The organism is Arcticibacter sp., from assembly GCF_045629565.1.
GTDB lineage: Bacteria > Bacteroidota > Bacteroidia > Sphingobacteriales > Sphingobacteriaceae > Arcticibacter.
This window is the reverse complement of record NZ_JAZQRL010000060.1, coordinates 1-17,048: the sequence shown is the minus strand read 5'-3', so window position 1 is coordinate 17,048 and position 17,048 is coordinate 1. Positions and strand designations below refer to the sequence as shown.

The 17,048-nt window shown below is 46.0% G+C and carries 13 protein-coding genes; 2 read left to right on the top strand and 11 right to left on the bottom strand.

Annotation, left to right across the window (positions count from 1 at the left end):
• The 7 genes from ACKI5J_RS07645 to ACKI5J_RS07615 all read right to left on the bottom strand — a co-directional run.
• Window positions 1-1,115 (bottom strand): iron-containing alcohol dehydrogenase (locus ACKI5J_RS07645; RefSeq protein ID WP_407428157.1); only part of this gene is annotated, 1,115 nt, incomplete at its 3' end.
• A 105-nt stretch (window positions 1,116-1,220) separates the two neighbouring features.
• Complete coding sequence (locus ACKI5J_RS07640) at window positions 1,221-2,996, bottom strand: thiamine pyrophosphate-requiring protein (RefSeq protein ID WP_407428155.1); 1,776 nt, start codon at window positions 2,994-2,996, stop codon at window positions 1,221-1,223.
• Window positions 2,997-3,006: 10 nt separating this feature from the next.
• Entirely contained in the window at window positions 3,007-3,690 is a 684-nt protein-coding gene (locus ACKI5J_RS07635) for a DUF421 domain-containing protein (protein ID WP_407428153.1), read from the bottom strand.
• The gene (locus tag ACKI5J_RS07630; protein WP_407428151.1) at window positions 3,677-4,402 is read right to left on the bottom strand and encodes a DUF421 domain-containing protein; all 726 of its coding nucleotides are present in this window, start codon (window positions 4,400-4,402) and stop codon (window positions 3,677-3,679) included. Before ACKI5J_RS07630 ends, ACKI5J_RS07635 begins: the two co-directional genes overlap by 14 nt.
• A 165-nt stretch (window positions 4,403-4,567) precedes the next feature.
• A complete protein-coding gene (locus ACKI5J_RS07625; protein WP_407428149.1) occupies window positions 4,568-5,662 on the bottom strand; it encodes a PKD domain-containing protein in 1,095 nt (364 codons plus the stop codon).
• A gap of 43 nt (window positions 5,663-5,705) precedes the next feature.
• A complete protein-coding gene (locus ACKI5J_RS07620) occupies window positions 5,706-7,373 on the bottom strand; it encodes a glycoside hydrolase 43 family protein (RefSeq protein ID WP_407428147.1) in 1,668 nt (555 codons plus the stop codon).
• A 51-nt stretch (window positions 7,374-7,424) separates the two neighbouring features.
• Window positions 7,425-8,489 carry a pectinesterase family protein gene (locus ACKI5J_RS07615; protein ID WP_407428145.1) on the bottom strand — a complete coding sequence of 355 codons (1,065 nt, stop codon included), beginning with the start codon at window positions 8,487-8,489 and terminating at the stop codon, window positions 7,425-7,427.
• A gap of 280 nt (window positions 8,490-8,769) precedes the next feature.
• On the opposite strand from ACKI5J_RS07615, the gene ACKI5J_RS07610 reads away from it, so the two are divergent.
• Window positions 8,770-11,703, top strand: a complete 2,934-nt coding sequence (locus ACKI5J_RS07610; protein WP_407428143.1) for an FAD-binding and (Fe-S)-binding domain-containing protein — start codon at window positions 8,770-8,772, stop codon at window positions 11,701-11,703.
• A 15-nt stretch (window positions 11,704-11,718) separates the two neighbouring features.
• Here the strand turns inward: ACKI5J_RS07610 and ACKI5J_RS07605 are convergent, their stop codons facing one another.
• Window positions 11,719-12,171, bottom strand: coding sequence for a DinB family protein (locus ACKI5J_RS07605; protein ID WP_407428141.1), 453 nt, complete (start codon window positions 12,169-12,171; stop codon window positions 11,719-11,721).
• A gap of 113 nt (window positions 12,172-12,284) precedes the next feature.
• Between ACKI5J_RS07605 and ACKI5J_RS07600 the strand changes: the two genes are divergently transcribed.
• Window positions 12,285-12,971, top strand: a complete 687-nt coding sequence (locus tag ACKI5J_RS07600) for a Crp/Fnr family transcriptional regulator (RefSeq protein WP_407428139.1) — start codon at window positions 12,285-12,287, stop codon at window positions 12,969-12,971.
• 16 nt (window positions 12,972-12,987) lie between these two features.
• On the opposite strand, the gene ACKI5J_RS07595 is transcribed toward ACKI5J_RS07600, so the two are convergent.
• The 3 genes from ACKI5J_RS07595 to nirB form a co-directional block, all read right to left on the bottom strand.
• The gene (locus ACKI5J_RS07595; RefSeq protein ID WP_407428137.1) at window positions 12,988-13,404 is read right to left on the bottom strand and encodes a hypothetical protein; all 417 of its coding nucleotides are present in this window, start codon (window positions 13,402-13,404) and stop codon (window positions 12,988-12,990) included.
• A 129-nt stretch (window positions 13,405-13,533) separates the two neighbouring features.
• Window positions 13,534-13,905: a nitrite reductase small subunit NirD gene (gene nirD, locus ACKI5J_RS07590; RefSeq protein ID WP_407428135.1), complete on the bottom strand. Its 372-nt coding sequence runs from the start codon at window positions 13,903-13,905 to the stop codon at window positions 13,534-13,536.
• A 20-nt stretch (window positions 13,906-13,925) separates the two neighbouring features.
• On the bottom strand, window positions 13,926-16,436 hold the full coding sequence (gene nirB / locus ACKI5J_RS07585; RefSeq protein ID WP_407428133.1) for a nitrite reductase large subunit NirB: 2,511 nt from the start codon (window positions 16,434-16,436) through the stop codon (window positions 13,926-13,928).
• Window positions 16,437-17,048: the final 612 nt, after the last annotated feature.

The following is a 17,048-nucleotide window of genomic DNA, read 5'->3' as shown; positions in this document are numbered from 1 at the left end:
CTCTTATATTCACCCAACCCTAACCAGCCACGTTCAGTAAACCGTTTTGCTATAATCTGAGCAGTCCCCTGGTAATTTTCTGTATAGTCAGACAGCCTCGTTTTGATCTCCATAGACTGGAAAAACGCTTCCGTCTTCTCAATTGCCAGGGTTGCCTTCCCCTCAAGCGTTCCTTCATTAACATTCCAAACACGCTCCGCATATTGAGCAAGTTTGGCTTTCTTAGATTCGAAATGGTAACGGTAGTGACTGGGCGCAACAATCGCCAGCGTGCGGGCATGATCAATGCCAAATAAAGCAGTCAGCTCGTGCCCCATAGCATGAACAGCCCAGTCCGTAGGCACTCCCTTCTGAATCAGGCCGTTCAAGGCCATTGTACAGCACCACATGAAGTTTGAGGCCGCTTCATAGTCGGATGGATCTTTAATCACCCGCGGGCCAATCTCTATCAGTGTCTGCATAATACTTTCGGCAAACCTGTCTTGCAGATAAGCACCCACCGGATAAGTCATATACTGTTCAAGCACGTGCGTGTAAGCGTCTGTAATTCCATTAACCACCTGACGTTTGGGGAGAGAACTGACCACCTGGGGATCAAGAATCGAAAACATCGGAAAGAGCCCCGGGCCGCCCATTCCCAGTTTTTCCTGCGTTTCAGCGCGAGTGATCACCGCCCCTGAGTTCATTTCGGATCCGGTGGCAGGAATCGTTAAGACCGTTCCAAAAGGCATTCCTTTCTCCGTACGAATGCTCTGGGTCAAAATATCCCAGGGGTTACTTCCTTCATAAAGAGCAGCCGATGACAGGAACTTAGTGCCATCTATCACTGACCCGCCCCCAACGGCAAGTAAATAAGTGATATTCTCTTCTTTGATCAACTTCAAGGCCTGAAGCAGCACCTCGTATTCTGGATTCGCAGGAATCCCGCCAAACTCCAGCAATTGAAATTCCCGAAGAGCGTCCTTTACTTGTTCATATATACCATTATTCTTAATGCTTCCCCCACCATAGAGCATCAAAACCTTAGAATTGACAGGAATCTCCTTCGCCACATTCTTTATCTTACCTTTTCCAAAAATAATCTTAGTAGGGTTTTTAAATTCAAAGTCTAGCATGGTATTTTGATTAACTTGAGGGTTGTGGCCCTCGATTTCGTCAAGGGTAAGACTTTATGATCGGTTTAACAACAAAAGGAAGAGGTTTGACATTTAATTTACATGCTAGAAAGTACTGCCGCCCTGCATCACTTCTCTGATCGTCTGTCTGATAATTGCCCGCTGCTCCGGATCCCCTTTCAGCAGCGCCTTGCTGAACTTACTCAGTTGCTTCATATCGATATGAGGAGGCATGATAGGAACATTCGGGTCGGTGAGTACATCCAGAACAACCGGTACTTCCGCCGTTAAGGCTTTGTTTAGCGCTTCATCAATTTGTTCGGGCTTCTCCACCCGGATGCCCTTCAGTCCGAGAAGTTCAGCGAAGGATGCGTAAGGCACATCGGGGATATCTTGTGAGGCATCGAACTTAGGCTCGCCCGAGAGCATTCGCTGTTCCCAGGTCACCATATTTAAGTCCCGGTTATTTAAAACGATCACGATCAACCTGGGGTCTGACCACTCTTTCCAATATTTAGCAATCGTTATGAGTTCGTTCATACCAAGCATCTGCATCGCCCCATCCCCGATTATGGCTATAGGAACCCTCTCCGGATAAGCAAACTTGGCTGCAATTGCGTATGGTATAGCCGGACACATACTTGCAAGTGTACCTGAAAGTGACGCCATCATGCCTTCCCTCATTTTCAAATTGCGGGCAAACCAAAAGGCAGATGTACCCGAGTCTGCCGAGATGATGCATTTATCTGGCAGCATGGGTGAAAGTTTCTGAAGAAGCAGCTGAGGATTGATAGGATCCGCTTCCTGCAAGGAACGCTGTTCGACGGTATCCCACCAGGAGGTAATTTCCTTTTCAATGGTCTCCCGCCAGGACCGGTCTTCTTTTTTTCGGAGCAAGGGCATGAGCGCCTGCAAAGTACTTTTGCTATCTCCCAACAGGTTTACCTCCATGGGATACCGGAGGCTAAGCAACTTGCCGTCGATGTCGATCTGCACACCTCTGGCTGCACCTGGTTCAGGTAAATATTCCGAATAAGGAAAACTGCTTCCGATCATCAGCAAGGTATCACACCCGTCCATCAGTTCCCAACTTGCCTTTGTACCCAAAAGGCCTATTGAGCCGGTCACGTATGGAAGATCATCTGGCAGGGCAGCTTTACCAAGTAACGCTTTAGCCACCCCTGCACCCAGCAACTCGGCTATTTCCTTAACCTCTTCGGCAGCGGATATAGCCCCCGCACCGACCAATATCGCAACTTTCTTACCTTCATTCAGCACCTGTGCAGCACGTTCCAACTCGGCCTGCCATGGAACCAGATTTGCTTTCGGGTACCCAATACCGGTAAAAACGTTCCCATGTTCACGAGGTGGCTCGTCTACTGCAGTCTCTTCCTGAATATCATTCGGAACGATCACTGCAGTTACCGTACGCTCTGCTTTTGCGATCCGGAAAGCCCGGTCAATCACCTGACGTACCTGGGCGGGGTCTGTGACCATCTGCACGTAGGCAGAGGCCACATCCTTATATAAAGACATCAGATCGATCTCCTGCTGATAATTGCTGCCCATGGAGGTCATCTTCTGTTGCCCGATGAGGGCTACAACTGGTTGATGATCTAATTTTGCATCGTATAATCCGTTCAGCAGATGTATTGCCCCGGGACCGGATGTTGCCAGACATACCCCTGTTTCGCCACTGAACTTTGCATGCGCACATGCCATAAAAGAGGCCATCTCTTCGTGACGCGTCTGAATAAAACGTACATCGCGGTTCCTGTTCAGCGCTCCTAATAAACCGTTTATTCCATCCCCCGGATAGCCAAATATCCGGTTGGTGTTCCAATCTTTTATCCTTTGGATAATATAGTCGCTTACATTCATATTCCTGTAGTTAACATTCGATCCAATCGGTAACCCCACAATTGCTGCAGGGCAAGTTTTTGTCGAAACTCCTGTCTTCGGAGTTACCGCATTCGCGACAAAGCAGAACATCTCCGGAGTTTTCCCGGCTATTGCAGAAGTCTTCGTCCCAGTCTGGGATTAACGACAAGCCGGGTCGTCGCTCTTCCTCCTCAACTATGGAAAAGCTTCCGCCCGATTCAAAATATAAGCGTTTAACGGCACCCAGGTTAACAACCCCTTCTGATCGCAACTGAGCAAATAAGCGTTCCCGTGAAATCCGGGTTTTTTTCATCTCATCCATTTGCAAAACTCCGTTTTTCACCAGGCTGCTTATATCTCCCTGAAACAACTTCTCTGCACGTTGATTGTTCGCCGATAACCATGAAACCAGGCGCTCAATCCCGACCACAATAATCGCGATGATTAAAACAGGCAGTAATCCCCTGTCCGGAGCCAAAATAGGGATACCTGTAGCTGCCGCTAGAGACACCATAGCCGCCATTTCACTACTGTTCAACTGAGAAGCCATCTTTTTCCCCATGAGGCGCATCGCGATCATGAGCACCAGATAGATAAACGCGATCCGGAAGACGATCTCGATATAGAAATGTCCCGGAACCTCTCCGACCAGCACTCGGTGCCAGTCTGTTATATCAATCTTATCTTTGTCCATGCTGATCTGAAATTATGACGTCCTTTCCCCATCTGTGAGACCGGCAATTCTCACAATGTTGATTTTCATCCATTCCGGTAATGACAGTACCGCAAATGAGACACACTTGACCATCTCTTGATTTTAATTGCGAGGCCCGCAGGTCCTGATCTGACTGCGGATATACCGAAAGCCCCTGCCTGGGATCTTCAGCAAGGAAAATGCTGAATAAGCCGCAGGCCTCCAGATAAACGCGCTCTACCTGACCTAAGTTTGATATTTTCTTCTTTCGCAATTGGGCGAACAGCTGTTCTTGCGAGACTCCGGATCGCCTCATTTCGTCAATTTGCAATACGCCTCCTCTTACCAGAACACTCATTTTACCCTGTAGAAGATGCTCCATTTTCTCATTCTTCACGCCAAGATAGTTCACCCCTCTTAAGAAACTGAATGCGCAAACGAAGGCAAGCAAGCCCTGCAATATTCCTCTGTCGGGTAATTGCATCGGAACGGATACGATCGCCCCCAGGCTAAGCATAACTGCAAGTTCGGTAATAGTTAACTGCCCGCTCATGCGTTTCCCCATTGCTCTTACCACAAGAAGCAGGATCACATAGATAATTAAGGTCCTGAAAAACACCTCTAACATGAACTCTATGGGCGCATTCCCAAACCAGATCCGTTGCCAGTCCAGGAAGTTGATTTTCCATTTTTCCATTGTCTGTTCTCCCATTACCGGAGTCCTGCGATGCAGGCTGGTTCCCCGGCTTAATTTCTATCACGAACAGAATAGTCGCCGCATTGGTTCGTCAAAACATGAAAAACAGGTATTTTCTCCAGGCGCCGTATTTTCCCGGTGGCTACGATCGCTGGTTTTGGGGGGATACGGTAAAAAAGGTTAACGAACTACTACATCCCACACTTTTGCACGCCGGTCTTCGCCTGCTGGTCCTTTAATATAGAGGGTAACCACATATTTTCCGCGGTTTTTGTATTGATGAACCGGATTTCGCTCTGTGGAGGTTGTTTGATCGCCGAAGTCCCATTTCCATGAGCTGATCTCACCGTATGACTCGTCCTGGAAGGCGACCCGACGCTCATGGCCATTCAATAACTTAAATGACCAGTTTGCTTCCAAAGGTTTCCGGAACCTGCTCTCCAGCGGCATGAGTTTAAAAGGCAGACTATACGACGCGTTGCCGTACATGATATGCTCCTTCGATAGGTTCCAAAAGCCATTGTTACTTTTGGCGTTGACATCGTCGTAATCAATCACCGCCCAGCAAAGGCCGATATTTTTATTCTCCGTCAGCACAGACTCTACCGCTCTTGATGGCCCCTCGGCACCGGCATAATCGAAGGGTGTAATCCAGAACTCCAGGGTAAGCTTTCCTTTTTCACCTGGATTGAATTTGAAATCATAGGCCGCATTGGCATAGGGAAGCTCTTTTATCCATGGCTGACTTCCCCAGACTAATGTCCAGTCCTTGCCAACTGCCGGGGTAAAGATGTGATAATTTTGAGCGTGTACTCCATGAAAACTAAAATAAGCATCCAGTGAATCTAATGACTTATTAGGGTGAAAGCGATCAATGAAAGGGCCACCCGACTGGTCTGCATCTACTATCAGTTCGAAAGTGTCATTATGAAGGCCGGGCTGACTAAAATCCCAGTAATCATCATATGCTTCATATAAGAAATAAAGTCTGTTCAACCCCTTCACCCATGCAACCTTCACAGTGACGTCAAGGTTGCGCGGATTAGCAGTGTCGTGCTTCTTACTATCATCCCATAGCTGGTCCATGCCAACGGCATAGCTATCGGGCACAAGATCCCAGTCCTTCGACTTGCCATCGACGACGGGGATCTTGTCCGCAGGAAACTGGAACACCTTAAATATTCTGGTTTCTTCCTGTGCCAGGAGCGTATTTGCTCCCTGTAAAAGGATTAGTGCGAGTATCGGTATACCCAGAAAGAGCTTATTCCAAGACATATGTTCATTAGTCGATTAACGGGCTAATACGAATATTGGCTTTTTATTTAAGCGGCTCGACCCTAAACCAGTCATAGTCGCCCCACCCTGAGTCATTAATCTGCGTCTGCCTCGTAGCAAAGAGGCCCAGCTTTGCGCCGATCCACTGGCCAGGAGTTGCTTGAAATTCTGGCCCTGCCGGCTTGAACGATTTTCCGTCTGTGCTATAACTAAATCTGCACTTCGCGCCCGGAGACATACTCACCCTTAAGTAAAGGCTACCATCTTTAAGCTTAGTCAGCACGGTTTCTTTCTCAGATGCCCCTTTATTCGCCTTTTCGCAAACTCCATATACCAGATACAGCCCGTCTTTTTTGCTGACCAAACTAAGAGCCGCATAACTTTGACCCATAACCACCAGCCCTGTCCGCTCATTCTCTATTTTTTCGTTTGGATGAAAACTGACCTTAGTGGTCGCCATAAATTCATCTGTAGGAGTTTTTTGCATCAGGATATTTGGCACATCCCAAAGGTTTTTAGCACCTTCAGGAATTTGGTGCGTATAAAGTTTGAGGGCTCCCTTTGATACATCCATAAAAGACCAGGTCGCCTGCGGGTTAGCCTGCCATTGCCACTGTAACCCTAACTTCACATCGTTGAATTCGTCACTTTCCGCCGGGGTGGCGATTGGATAAGATTTACCGACGTTAGGCTTTTTGTAGCTCATAACCGGATCTCCTGATCCGTCGCCGTCTTTGTCTACGCCGATAACGGGCCAATCATTAATCCACTTCATAGGCTGCAGGTGAACCACCCTTCCGTAAGCATCTTTGTCCTGGAAGTGCAGGAACCAATCCTCTCCCTTCTGAGTATCTACCCATGCGCCCTGATGAGGGCCGTTTACCGTAGTTTTTCCCTGAGCCATAACAACCTTACGCTCATAAGGTCCATAAATATTCTTAGACCTGAGCACCAGTTGCCAGCCAGTTGATACGCCTCCGGCCGGGGCAAACATATAGTAGTATCCATTGCGCTTGTACATCTTAGGTCCTTCGACGGTTGGATCCAGCTCATGCCCATCATATACGATGACACCTTCATCTAAAGCTTTGGTGCCATCCCCATTTAGCTCCTTTATAGCAAGTACACTCTTTATTCCGGCACGGCTTCCTGCATAAGCGTAGGCCAGATAAACCTTCCCGTCTTCATCCCAGAGAGGACAAGGATCGATCAGTCCTTTTCCGGGAGCTACCAGAATAGGGTCTGACCATGGACCGGCAGCATCTTTCGCCTTGGTGAGGTAAATACCAAAATCAGGATCTGGATAATAGATGTAAAATTCATTTTGGTGATAACGGATTGCAGGAGCCCATACGCCATTACCGTGTTGAGTCTTTTCGAAGTGCTCAAATGGTGGCTGACGCTTCAAAGCATGAGTTAAAATTGTCCAGTTAACCAGATCTTTAGAATGCAATATCGGAAGTCCAGGAACAGCATCGAAGCTTGAAGCTACCATATAAAAGTCGTCTCCTACCCTCACTGCGTCCGGGTCAGAGTAATCGGCATTTAAAACCGGATTCTTGTAGGTTCCATTTCCCTGATCTGCAACCCATACCTTGGAAATACTTTTTGTTGCTCCAGGTGTTTGAGCTGTCGCGCTCCATCCGTTTAAGATAAAAAAACTAAGTAAAATGGATTTGTTTAAATCATTCATGTCTCTAAGTACTAACATTATTCAAAGTATACCGTCTGGGGAGGCCTGTTGAAACAAGGCTAAGCATGATTACGTGCGCGCTGTCCAGTCCGTGCTTCCAAAAATCTCTTTAAGCGTATACCGCTTCATTTCACTTTTTTTCAGCTGTTTTGCCCAGCTCACCCGGCCTTGTTTCACGGCACCGGGACCAGTACTCTGGTATTCGCCGTAAAAAGTTGTCTTTTCTTTGTTTGGAAACATCAGATCGCCTTTCCATGGATTCCACCCTTCAGGAACAATATGAGCACCCATTTCCGTACGGATGAAAACGGTTTTCGCATAGGGTCTCCACGGCCGGCCCAGATAAACCTTGTCGACACCGGGAGCAGCTGTTAATCTGCAGTCAAAAAAGACGTATCCGTATTTCTGGTCTGGCCTGGTTCCTGCCGCAGTGATGAAAGAATTGGTCAGGCTATTGATGTGGCAGCTCTGAAACACGGCAGTAGCCTCTCCGAAAATAAAGTCTGTTGTCCCCTCTATATAACAGTTTTCATAATATTGTCTGCTATTCGCTGTAGCGGTATACAAAGTATCCTGATTGCCAAGCAGGCGACAGTTCCTGACAACTACTTTGTCGCCTTCGACATGAAGTGCGACGGCTTGGCCCACACGCCCAGCCGTATTCTCGATGGTCAGATTCTCGATGACGACACCATTACCCTGAACAAGCAACGTATAGGATGAATATGTTGAGTGCCTGGATAAGCCGAGTGCATCGCTGCCGCCTTCAACGGGTTTGCCGGAATGATCGTTGTTTGTGATAACAGTGCTCTCTGCGCTTTCACCTATTAGAGTAATATTGGTTTTCCAGGAGGGGATCCACACCTTTTCTTTATATACCCCTTTCCTGATGTGTATCTTAACACGCTCATGTCCGAGGTCACGAACTGAGTTTACTGCTTCCTGAATCGTTTTGTAATTCCCGCCCCCCGATTGGTCAACCGTAATTTCCTTGGGATATCTGGGGTCTTGCGCGGCGAGTGAAGCTATTTTCACAAAGAAGAACAAAGCTGTCAAACAGCATAGCTTGGTTATAAAATGCCGCAGCTTTACTTGTTCGGCAAGTGAAAGCGTGAGCAGTGCAAACGTTGACATTGGCGTTTAATTAGGATTATTTAACTGATTACCGGCAATATTAAGTAAAACTGCGAAGCGAAACAACGTTGTAGCATGCTGAAAGTGTGCAATCGTTCCCGGCTATTCACACCAGAGGCGAATTCGCCCCTTTAAAACGCTACTACAATTAAAAAAAGCCATTTAGAAAGGCATCAGCCATAGTTCGTAACGAATTGCTTACAGGTCAAACCGCCTAGCTGATACAAAAGATCATGAGCCCTGACATATTTTACCTAATTTAATGTTAGAAATTTGAATAATGAATAAAGGAGATGCCAACCTGATATCGAAACTGGAATGCTTACGTGACGAGCTTAAAGGAGACTTATATCTGGAACCTCTTCAAAGAATCCTGTATGCTACAGACGCATCCGCCTACAGGCAATTGCCATTGGCTGTGGCTATTCCAGAGGATCAAAATGACATCAAGAAAATCATCGCCTTTGCCACAGCTGGAAAAATCGGCCTGGTATTTAGATGTGGAGGCACATCCCTGGCCGGACAAGTGGTAGGTGACGGTATAATCGTCGATCTCTCCAAACACTTTACCAACATTATTGAACTGAACGTCGAAGAACGGTGGGTACGCGTGCAGCCAGGTGTCATTCGTGATGCTCTGAACTTATTTCTGAAGCCGTTCGGCCTATTCTTCGCCCCCGAAACCTCTACTGCCAACAGGGCTATGATCGGAGGCATGGTAGGCAATAATAGTTGCGGAGCGAACTCAATCATCTATGGGAGCACAAGAGAACATCTACTGGAGATTAAGGCGTTGCTAAGCGACGGCTCCGAGGCTGTTTTTGCAAGTCTAGACAGAGAAGCGTTTCTCGAAAAATGTCGGGGAAACAGTCTTGAATCCAGAATTTATCAAATGACCTACCAGCTGCTTTCCGACCCGGTTAACCAGCAAGAGATTTCTAAAGAATTTCCGAAGACGGGCATTCAACGCCGTAATACAGGTTATGCCATCGACCTGTTATTGCGTGCCAGAATTTTCGGGGGAGAAAATGACACGATTAATCTCTGTGATATTATCGCGGGCTCAGAAGGCACTCTCGCATTCGCGAGCGAAATTAAACTGAACCTCTCCCCTATTCCTGTGGGGTCAAAGGGATTGCTTTGCGTTCATTTCAGCTCGGTAGAAGAAGCCCTCAGAGCCAACACCATTGCCATGCACTTTAATCCAACCGCTTGCGAGCTGATGGACCATTATATTCTGGAGTGCACTAAAGACAACATTAATCAACGTAAAAACCGTTTTTTCATTCAGGGAGATCCCGGAGCAGTGCTCATCGTTGAGTTTATCCGCGAAGATCAGGAAAAACTTACTGAGACTGCTGACCTCTTAAAAGATCAGCTTCAACAACGAAACCTGGGATACTATTTCCCTCTGATTGAGAACGAAGACTGCAACAAAGTATGGGAATTAAGAAAGGCGGGCCTGGGCCTGCTCAGCAACCTTCCGGGAGATGACAAAGCGGTGCCCGTCATAGAAGATACGGCGGTTGATCTGGAAGATCTGGCAGATTACATTCGCGATTTCAACGAAATCTTAAACAGATACAATCTGTATTCAGTTCACTATGCACATGCTGGTGCGGGCGAGCTACACCTAAGGCCTATTATTAATCTGAAAACAGAAAGCGGCAACCAGTTATTCAAGACTATTGCCGCAGACATCGCTGAATTAGTTAAGAAATACAAAGGTTCCCTTTCAGGAGAACATGGCGACGGCAGGTTAAGAGGTGAATTTATTCCGTATATGGTAGGTAGCCGAAATTACCATTTATTTAAGACGCTGAAAGACACCTGGGACCCTGCCCATATTTTTAACCCGGGAAAGATCACCGATACTCCTCCCATGAACACCATGTTACGCTACGAGCCAGGGAAGATACAACCAGAGATCAAAACGGTGTTTCGTTTCCAGGGCCAAAACATACTCCAGCATACCGAACAGTGCAATGGGTCAGGAGATTGCAGGAAACTTCCTATTTCAGGAGGGACCATGTGCCCTTCTTATATGGCGACGCGAAACGAGAAGGATACCACAAGAGGCAGAGCCAATGTGCTTCGGGAGTTCCTGACGCATTCAGAAAAAATCAACCGCTTTGATCATAAAGAAATACTGGAGGTAATGGATCTTTGCATCAGCTGTAAAGGTTGTAAATCTGAATGTCCTTCAAGCGTTGACATGGCAAAATTGAAGGCCGAATTTCTTCAGCAATATTATGATGCAAATGGATCTCCACTCAGATCGAGGCTGATTGCGCGCTTCAGCACGATATCACAAATCGGCAGCATATTTCCTTCCGTGTATAACTTTCTATCCTCCACACGCCTGAAATCATTGGCCGGATTTGCCAGAGAGAGAACCATGCCTAAGCTCTACCACTATACTTTAAAAAGCTGGTATCTCAAACGTAGGCGGGCCGCTAAAAAGTCTCAGAGGAAGGTCTATTTCTTTTTCGATGAATTTAGCAATTACAATGACACGACTATTGGCATAAAAGCCATCCTTCTTTTGGAACAACTGGGATTCGAGGTGATGATGACCAGCCATGTTGAAAGCGGCCGCACGTGGCTATCGAAAGGATTTGTACGCCGGGCCAAACAAATAGCAAACAAAAATGTGAATTTGCTTAGCGGAGTCATTAGTGACAAGACACCACTTATTGGAATAGAACCATCAGCCATACTTACATTTAGAGACGAGTATCCGGACCTGGTAGACGAAATGCTTCTTAACAAATCCCTTGAGCTGGCAGAAAACACTTATCTGATTGATGAGTTCCTGGCGAAAGAAGCTGAGAATGAACGCATAAACGGCGATATATTTTGTAAAGACGAGCGCCTGATCAAGCTGCATGGTCACTGTCAGCAAAAGGCAATCTCCACACTGAACGTCACTGTAACTTGCCTTACCCTACCTGTGAACTACCAGGTTGAGGTGATCCCCTCCGGGTGTTGCGGCATGGCAGGTTCTTTTGGATTAGAGAAAGAGCACTTTAAGGTTTCGATGGAGATAGCAGAACTTGTTTTATTACCATCGATCAGGGAAGCTTCTGCGGAAACAATGATTGTGGCAACCGGGACAAGCTGCAGACATCAGATAAAAGATGGATCTGGTCGTGAGGCTTATCACACCGTAGAGATTCTTTATGACGCGTTAATTAGCAGACCGTCGTTTTAAACAGGATCATTTCATCTAATCCCTCATAAAGTGAATATAATCCGTAACCGGAGGCTCAAAACCGTTTCTTCGAAGTTCCATGGCAATCTGGGCCCGGTGATAGGTTGCATGATTAAATGTATGAAGCAAAATGTCCTGCAGATTATTTTGATAACTGACCCCTGAGGTATTGGTGTACGTTATGTTGTAAGTAAATCCCTCAACATTGGTTTCTAACCAGCTTCTCAAGCCCGCTGAGGATCGCTCGTGTAATGCTTTACATTCCAGGATACCGTGGTCGTCCCAGGGCCCAACCTGAACAGGCAGCCCCTGCATCCTGCTTAACCAAACTACCTGGGTATTTACGATATGACTGATGAGATGAAGGCAGCTATACGGAAGGTCATTGCCTGTTGCGATAAGGGCATCCAACAGGCGTCTGTTAGCCCAATCATTATAAACCCACATTTGATGTATTGCGGTAGACATACTTTTTGTCTGAATATCTATTAAAGTTAAGGAGGATAAAGTAAAAAACGTTGATAAAGCCTGCGAAAAATCGGAAATATTAACATCTTTGATATCTTCTTTTCTTCTTTTACATGAAAACTTGCAACAAGAACTGCGATTTACAAGAATGTCTGATGTGCCGGGGCATCTTACCTGAGTGGAAACCGGCGCTGGACAGGCACCGTAAAAACTATAGTATAAAGAAAGGGGAGAGCATTATAAGGGAGGGCGACACGGTAAACGGCATTTACTTCGTTTACAGTGGAAAATTAAAGATTCATAAAAAGTGGGGCAACAAAGAGCTAATCGTCAGATTTGCAACGCAGGGAGCGGTCATTGGGCACAGGGGCCTCAGCAATAATATTGAAACTTTTCCTATATCTGCAACAGCCATTGAACCCAGTGTCGTCTGCTTCGTGGAGCTAGACTTCTTTCTCGCAACGCTGCGGGTAAACCATGAATTTGCATACCGTCTCTTACTTTTCTTTGCTGATGAACTCCAGGAATCGGAAAGGAGAATGAGGGATCTGGCCCTGAAATCTGTAAAATCGAGATTAGCAGGCGCCCTGATCCAGCTCTCCCAGCTTTTTGGAGCTGACGAAAATGCTTGTATCAACTTAGATCTCAGCAGAAATGACCTGGCTGCTTTTACCGGCGCTACGTATGAAACGGTTTTTCGAACCATGAACGAACTGGTACAAGACCAGTTAATTGCACTCCAGGAGAAAAAAATTCAAATTATCAACGCTTACGGCTTGCTGGCTCTTACTAAAGAATAACAAAGCGACTTACATTTCAGAATTTGTACCCAAGCCCAAAGCCTGGATGCCACCTGCCATCTTTTGCAGCCGTTTTGTTCGTGTAGTATACAGGAATCTGAACGGCAAGATGCTTATACGACGCCGTAAGACCGAAGCCTAGTGACGGCGTAATGGTGGAATTTGCCGGGCTGCCTTCCGCAACTTTGTCTTCTTTGATTCTTAAACTCGGCAGCATTCCAACCGCCAGTATAACCGGCTTCCGACTGTACTTGATATTCGGGCCACTAAAATTGAGATATGCTCCATTGTCCACATACCCGGCAACGATTACACCGTCCCATAGCGCAGGTTTAAGGGCCGGTCCTGATGCACTATTTGTTTGCGAATAAACTTTTGACGCAGAAAGAGCGAAGAGAAGGCACAATAGAGCCATCGATTTTTTTGTTGTCATCTAAGATTAGGTTAAGGTTAACTACTATCACGGGAACTGATCCTGTTCTTCTTTGCCAAATGTATAAAAATTATCGCCCTTATAAAACTCCGTATCTTCCAGGCTTTAAGCAAGATGGCATCAAAACAGCTATTGGCTCATCGTAGCGTCGTTAATCTGTTCCTTATTGATTCCGATATAAACAAGCCCGTTCTCTACTTTGACCGGGTACGTCCTGATAGCACACTCATCTCCACTTAAGCATTCGCCTGTGCTGAGCGAAAATGTTTTTTTGTGAAAAGGACACGCAACCTTCGGTTCGTCGTTAGTCGTTCCAATCATTCCGCGGCTCAGCGCCATCTGCTTTTTATGCGGGCACTCATTTTGCGTTGCATACCACTCATTACGACGTTTAAAATAAAAAAGTGCAACCTGCTCATTTCCTGCCTTCACGCACACGCCGCCATTTTCAAGCGCGTCTTCTACCTTGCACGCTGCAAACCAGTTTCCAACTATTTCCATATGTATGTATTTATGCATAATTACGCAACCGTCCATTCGGCTGCCTTCTTTTGAGTACGCATTTCTTCAAAGGCGACTGAGGAATCCTTTTCGCCCGGAGCGTTGACAAAATGATTAAATCTTTTTCTGATTTCGGGGTTTTCTACCGCATGTTTCCATTCGCACTCATATGCTTTAAGAAGCTTTTCCATCTGCATCTCCCATGTTTCTGCCATCCTTAAGCTATCGTTGAGGATCACATTCCTGAGGTAATCAATTCCGCCCTCCATTTTGTTGAGCCAGGTGGCAGTCCGCGTCAAGGGATCAGCCGTCTGGATATAAAACATCAGGAACCGGTCAATATATCGGATACAAGCATCACTATCCACATCGGCTGCCAGGAGAAGGGCGTGCTGAGGCTTGCTGCCTCCATTTCCACAGACGTAAAGGTTCCAGCCTTTTTCTGTAGCGATGATGCCAAAATCCTTACTTTGCGCCTCCGCACATTCGCGGATACAGCCGCTAACCGCCGACTTAAATTTATGAGGTGCCCGTAGGCCCCGGTAACGCTCTTCGATACGTATGGCAAAACTAACGCTGTCATGCAATCCGAACCGGCACCATGTACTTCCTACACAGCTTTTTACCGTCCGCAGTCCTTTACCATATGCATGTCCGCTTTCAAAACCGGCTGCTATAAGCTCCTCCCAGATAGACGGAAGGTCACTGAGATGTGCTCCAAACATGTCGATTCGCTGTCCGCCTGTTATTTTAGTGTATAAATCATACTTTTTCGCCACAGTAGCGATAACCATTAACTTATCAGGTGTGATTTCTCCTCCTGGAATTCGGGGAACTACAGAATAGGTGCCCCCTTTCTGAATATTGGCCAGAAAGCGGTCGTTACTGTCCTGGGCAACATCATTTCCCCTCCTCAGTATCATCTCATTCCAGATGCTGGCCAGAAGGGAAGAAACCAAAGGTTTGCATATCTCACATCCATCACCTTTCCCTACTGCATCCAGTGTATCATCATAGCTTTTTAGTTCGTGAATTTTGATAAGATCAAACAGCTCTTGACGGCTGTAATTAAAATGTTCACATATCACATTTCGAACAAACTTCCCATTCGACTTCAAGGTGTGCACCATTAAGTCTTTGATCATCGGCACGCATCCACCACATCCGGTTCCTGCCTGAGTACACTTTTTTATAGAATCAACCGATTCGCAGCCGCCTTCTGTCACTGAGTGGCATATCGCACCTTTGCTTACCCCCTCGCAGCTGCAAATCAATGCCCCGTCCGGGAGCGAAGCAACCCCTGCCCCGGCGGGCTCACTTGCCCTACCCGCCCCCAGGATCAGATCTTCGGGGTTCGGAGGCAGGGCCATGCGATTATTTACAGTTTGCAGGAGCATGTTATAGCTTGAGGCGTCGCCTATTAGAATCCCCCCAAGAAGAAGCCTGCCATCATTGCTGATATTAATACGCTTATAAGTGCCCTTGTGCGTATCTTCAAAAATTATCGTACGACAATCCGGTTCGGCTATAAACGGATCACCAAAACTTGCTACGTCCACACCTATTAATTTGAGCTTGGTACTCATATCGAAACCCCTGAACGACTTATCCCCGCCACATAGGTGGGAGACCACGACTTCCGCCATTTCATAGCCCGGAGCAATCAAACCATAGATCATGTGATCATACAAAGCGCACTCGCCTACAGCGAAAATATGGGGATCGCTTGTTTGCATCTTCCCATTTACCAAAACACCTCCGCGTAAGCCGACTTCTAATCCACACCTTCTGGCCAACTCATCTCTGGGGCGTATTCCTGCAGATATTACTAAAATATCGACAACAAGTTCAGTATCATCGTCAAACTTCAGTAATGAAACCGCCCTTTCGCCTTCTATCATACTGGTAGATTTGTTTAAATGAATTTCTAGTCCGAAGCTCTTCAGCTTAGACTGTAGCATTTCACTTCCCGCGTTATCAATCTGCCTCGGCATTAAACGCGGGGCGAACTCGATAACGTGGGTTTTCTCAAGATGAAGATCCATTAACGCTTTGGCGGCCTCAAGTCCTAAAAGCCCACCGCCCATTACGGCACCCACCTTTACGTTCCGTGTATAACTCCTGATCAAATCAAGGTCTTCTATTGTTCTATATACAAATACTCCTTCCTTCTCAACCCCAGGGATATCTGGAACGAAAGCTGAAGACCCGGTCGCTAGTACGAGATAATCATAGCTGACGCTTAGCCCGCTACCAGAATAAACGATTTTATTCTGTCTGTCTATCTCTGTCACCGATTCGTTCAGATATAGCGTAATATTGTTTTCCTCGTACCAACGGGCGGAGGAGAGAGAAAGATCATCGGCGGATTTTCCATTGAAATATTCACTCAAATGGACGCGGTCATAGGCTCTCCGAGGCTCTTCTCCAAAGACCACAATCTCAAAAGCGCTATTTCGGTTTCTCATCTTCTCGCAAAACTTAAATCCGACCATCCCATTTCCGATAACTACTATTACTGGTGCTTTCATCTTCAATATTTTATATCCAACCTTCAACTGATATTTTAATGGCCATACATCGCAAAACCATTAAATCGCAACAACAAACGACTTAATATTACATTTACAATACTAATATAGGATAAAACAGGAAAAATATTTCATATTACATGATATTTATCATAAAAAAATATGTTTTTATGCATTTTAAAAGATAAAAAAATGATAAATAGTGGTAAAACCTAAAAGATTATTGGATTAAAAGACGAAAATTAGCCTGTTAAGCAAAAACCTTACTAATACCGGAAGAAACCAAGGAAAAAAAACGTGATAAATACTTTAGCGACCCAAAAAAGATATGAACCATCCGTTAAAAGAGATACACAGTAATTTCAAAATGAATGGCAAGCCCAAACAACTTAAGTTATCAGGATGTAAACATTTGATTTAGCGTAACTGTTACTAGCTTACTTATGACTTCAATCATCTACTATGAGTAAATTTTTCAGCAAACAAAGATTCAAAGATGGACTGACCATCATGAAGGGCGCTATCGCAGGATTTTCTGATGACAAGGCTATGAAATTGAGTGCTTCTCTTGCATATTATACGGTATTCTCTCTTGCCCCTTTGCTCTTACTG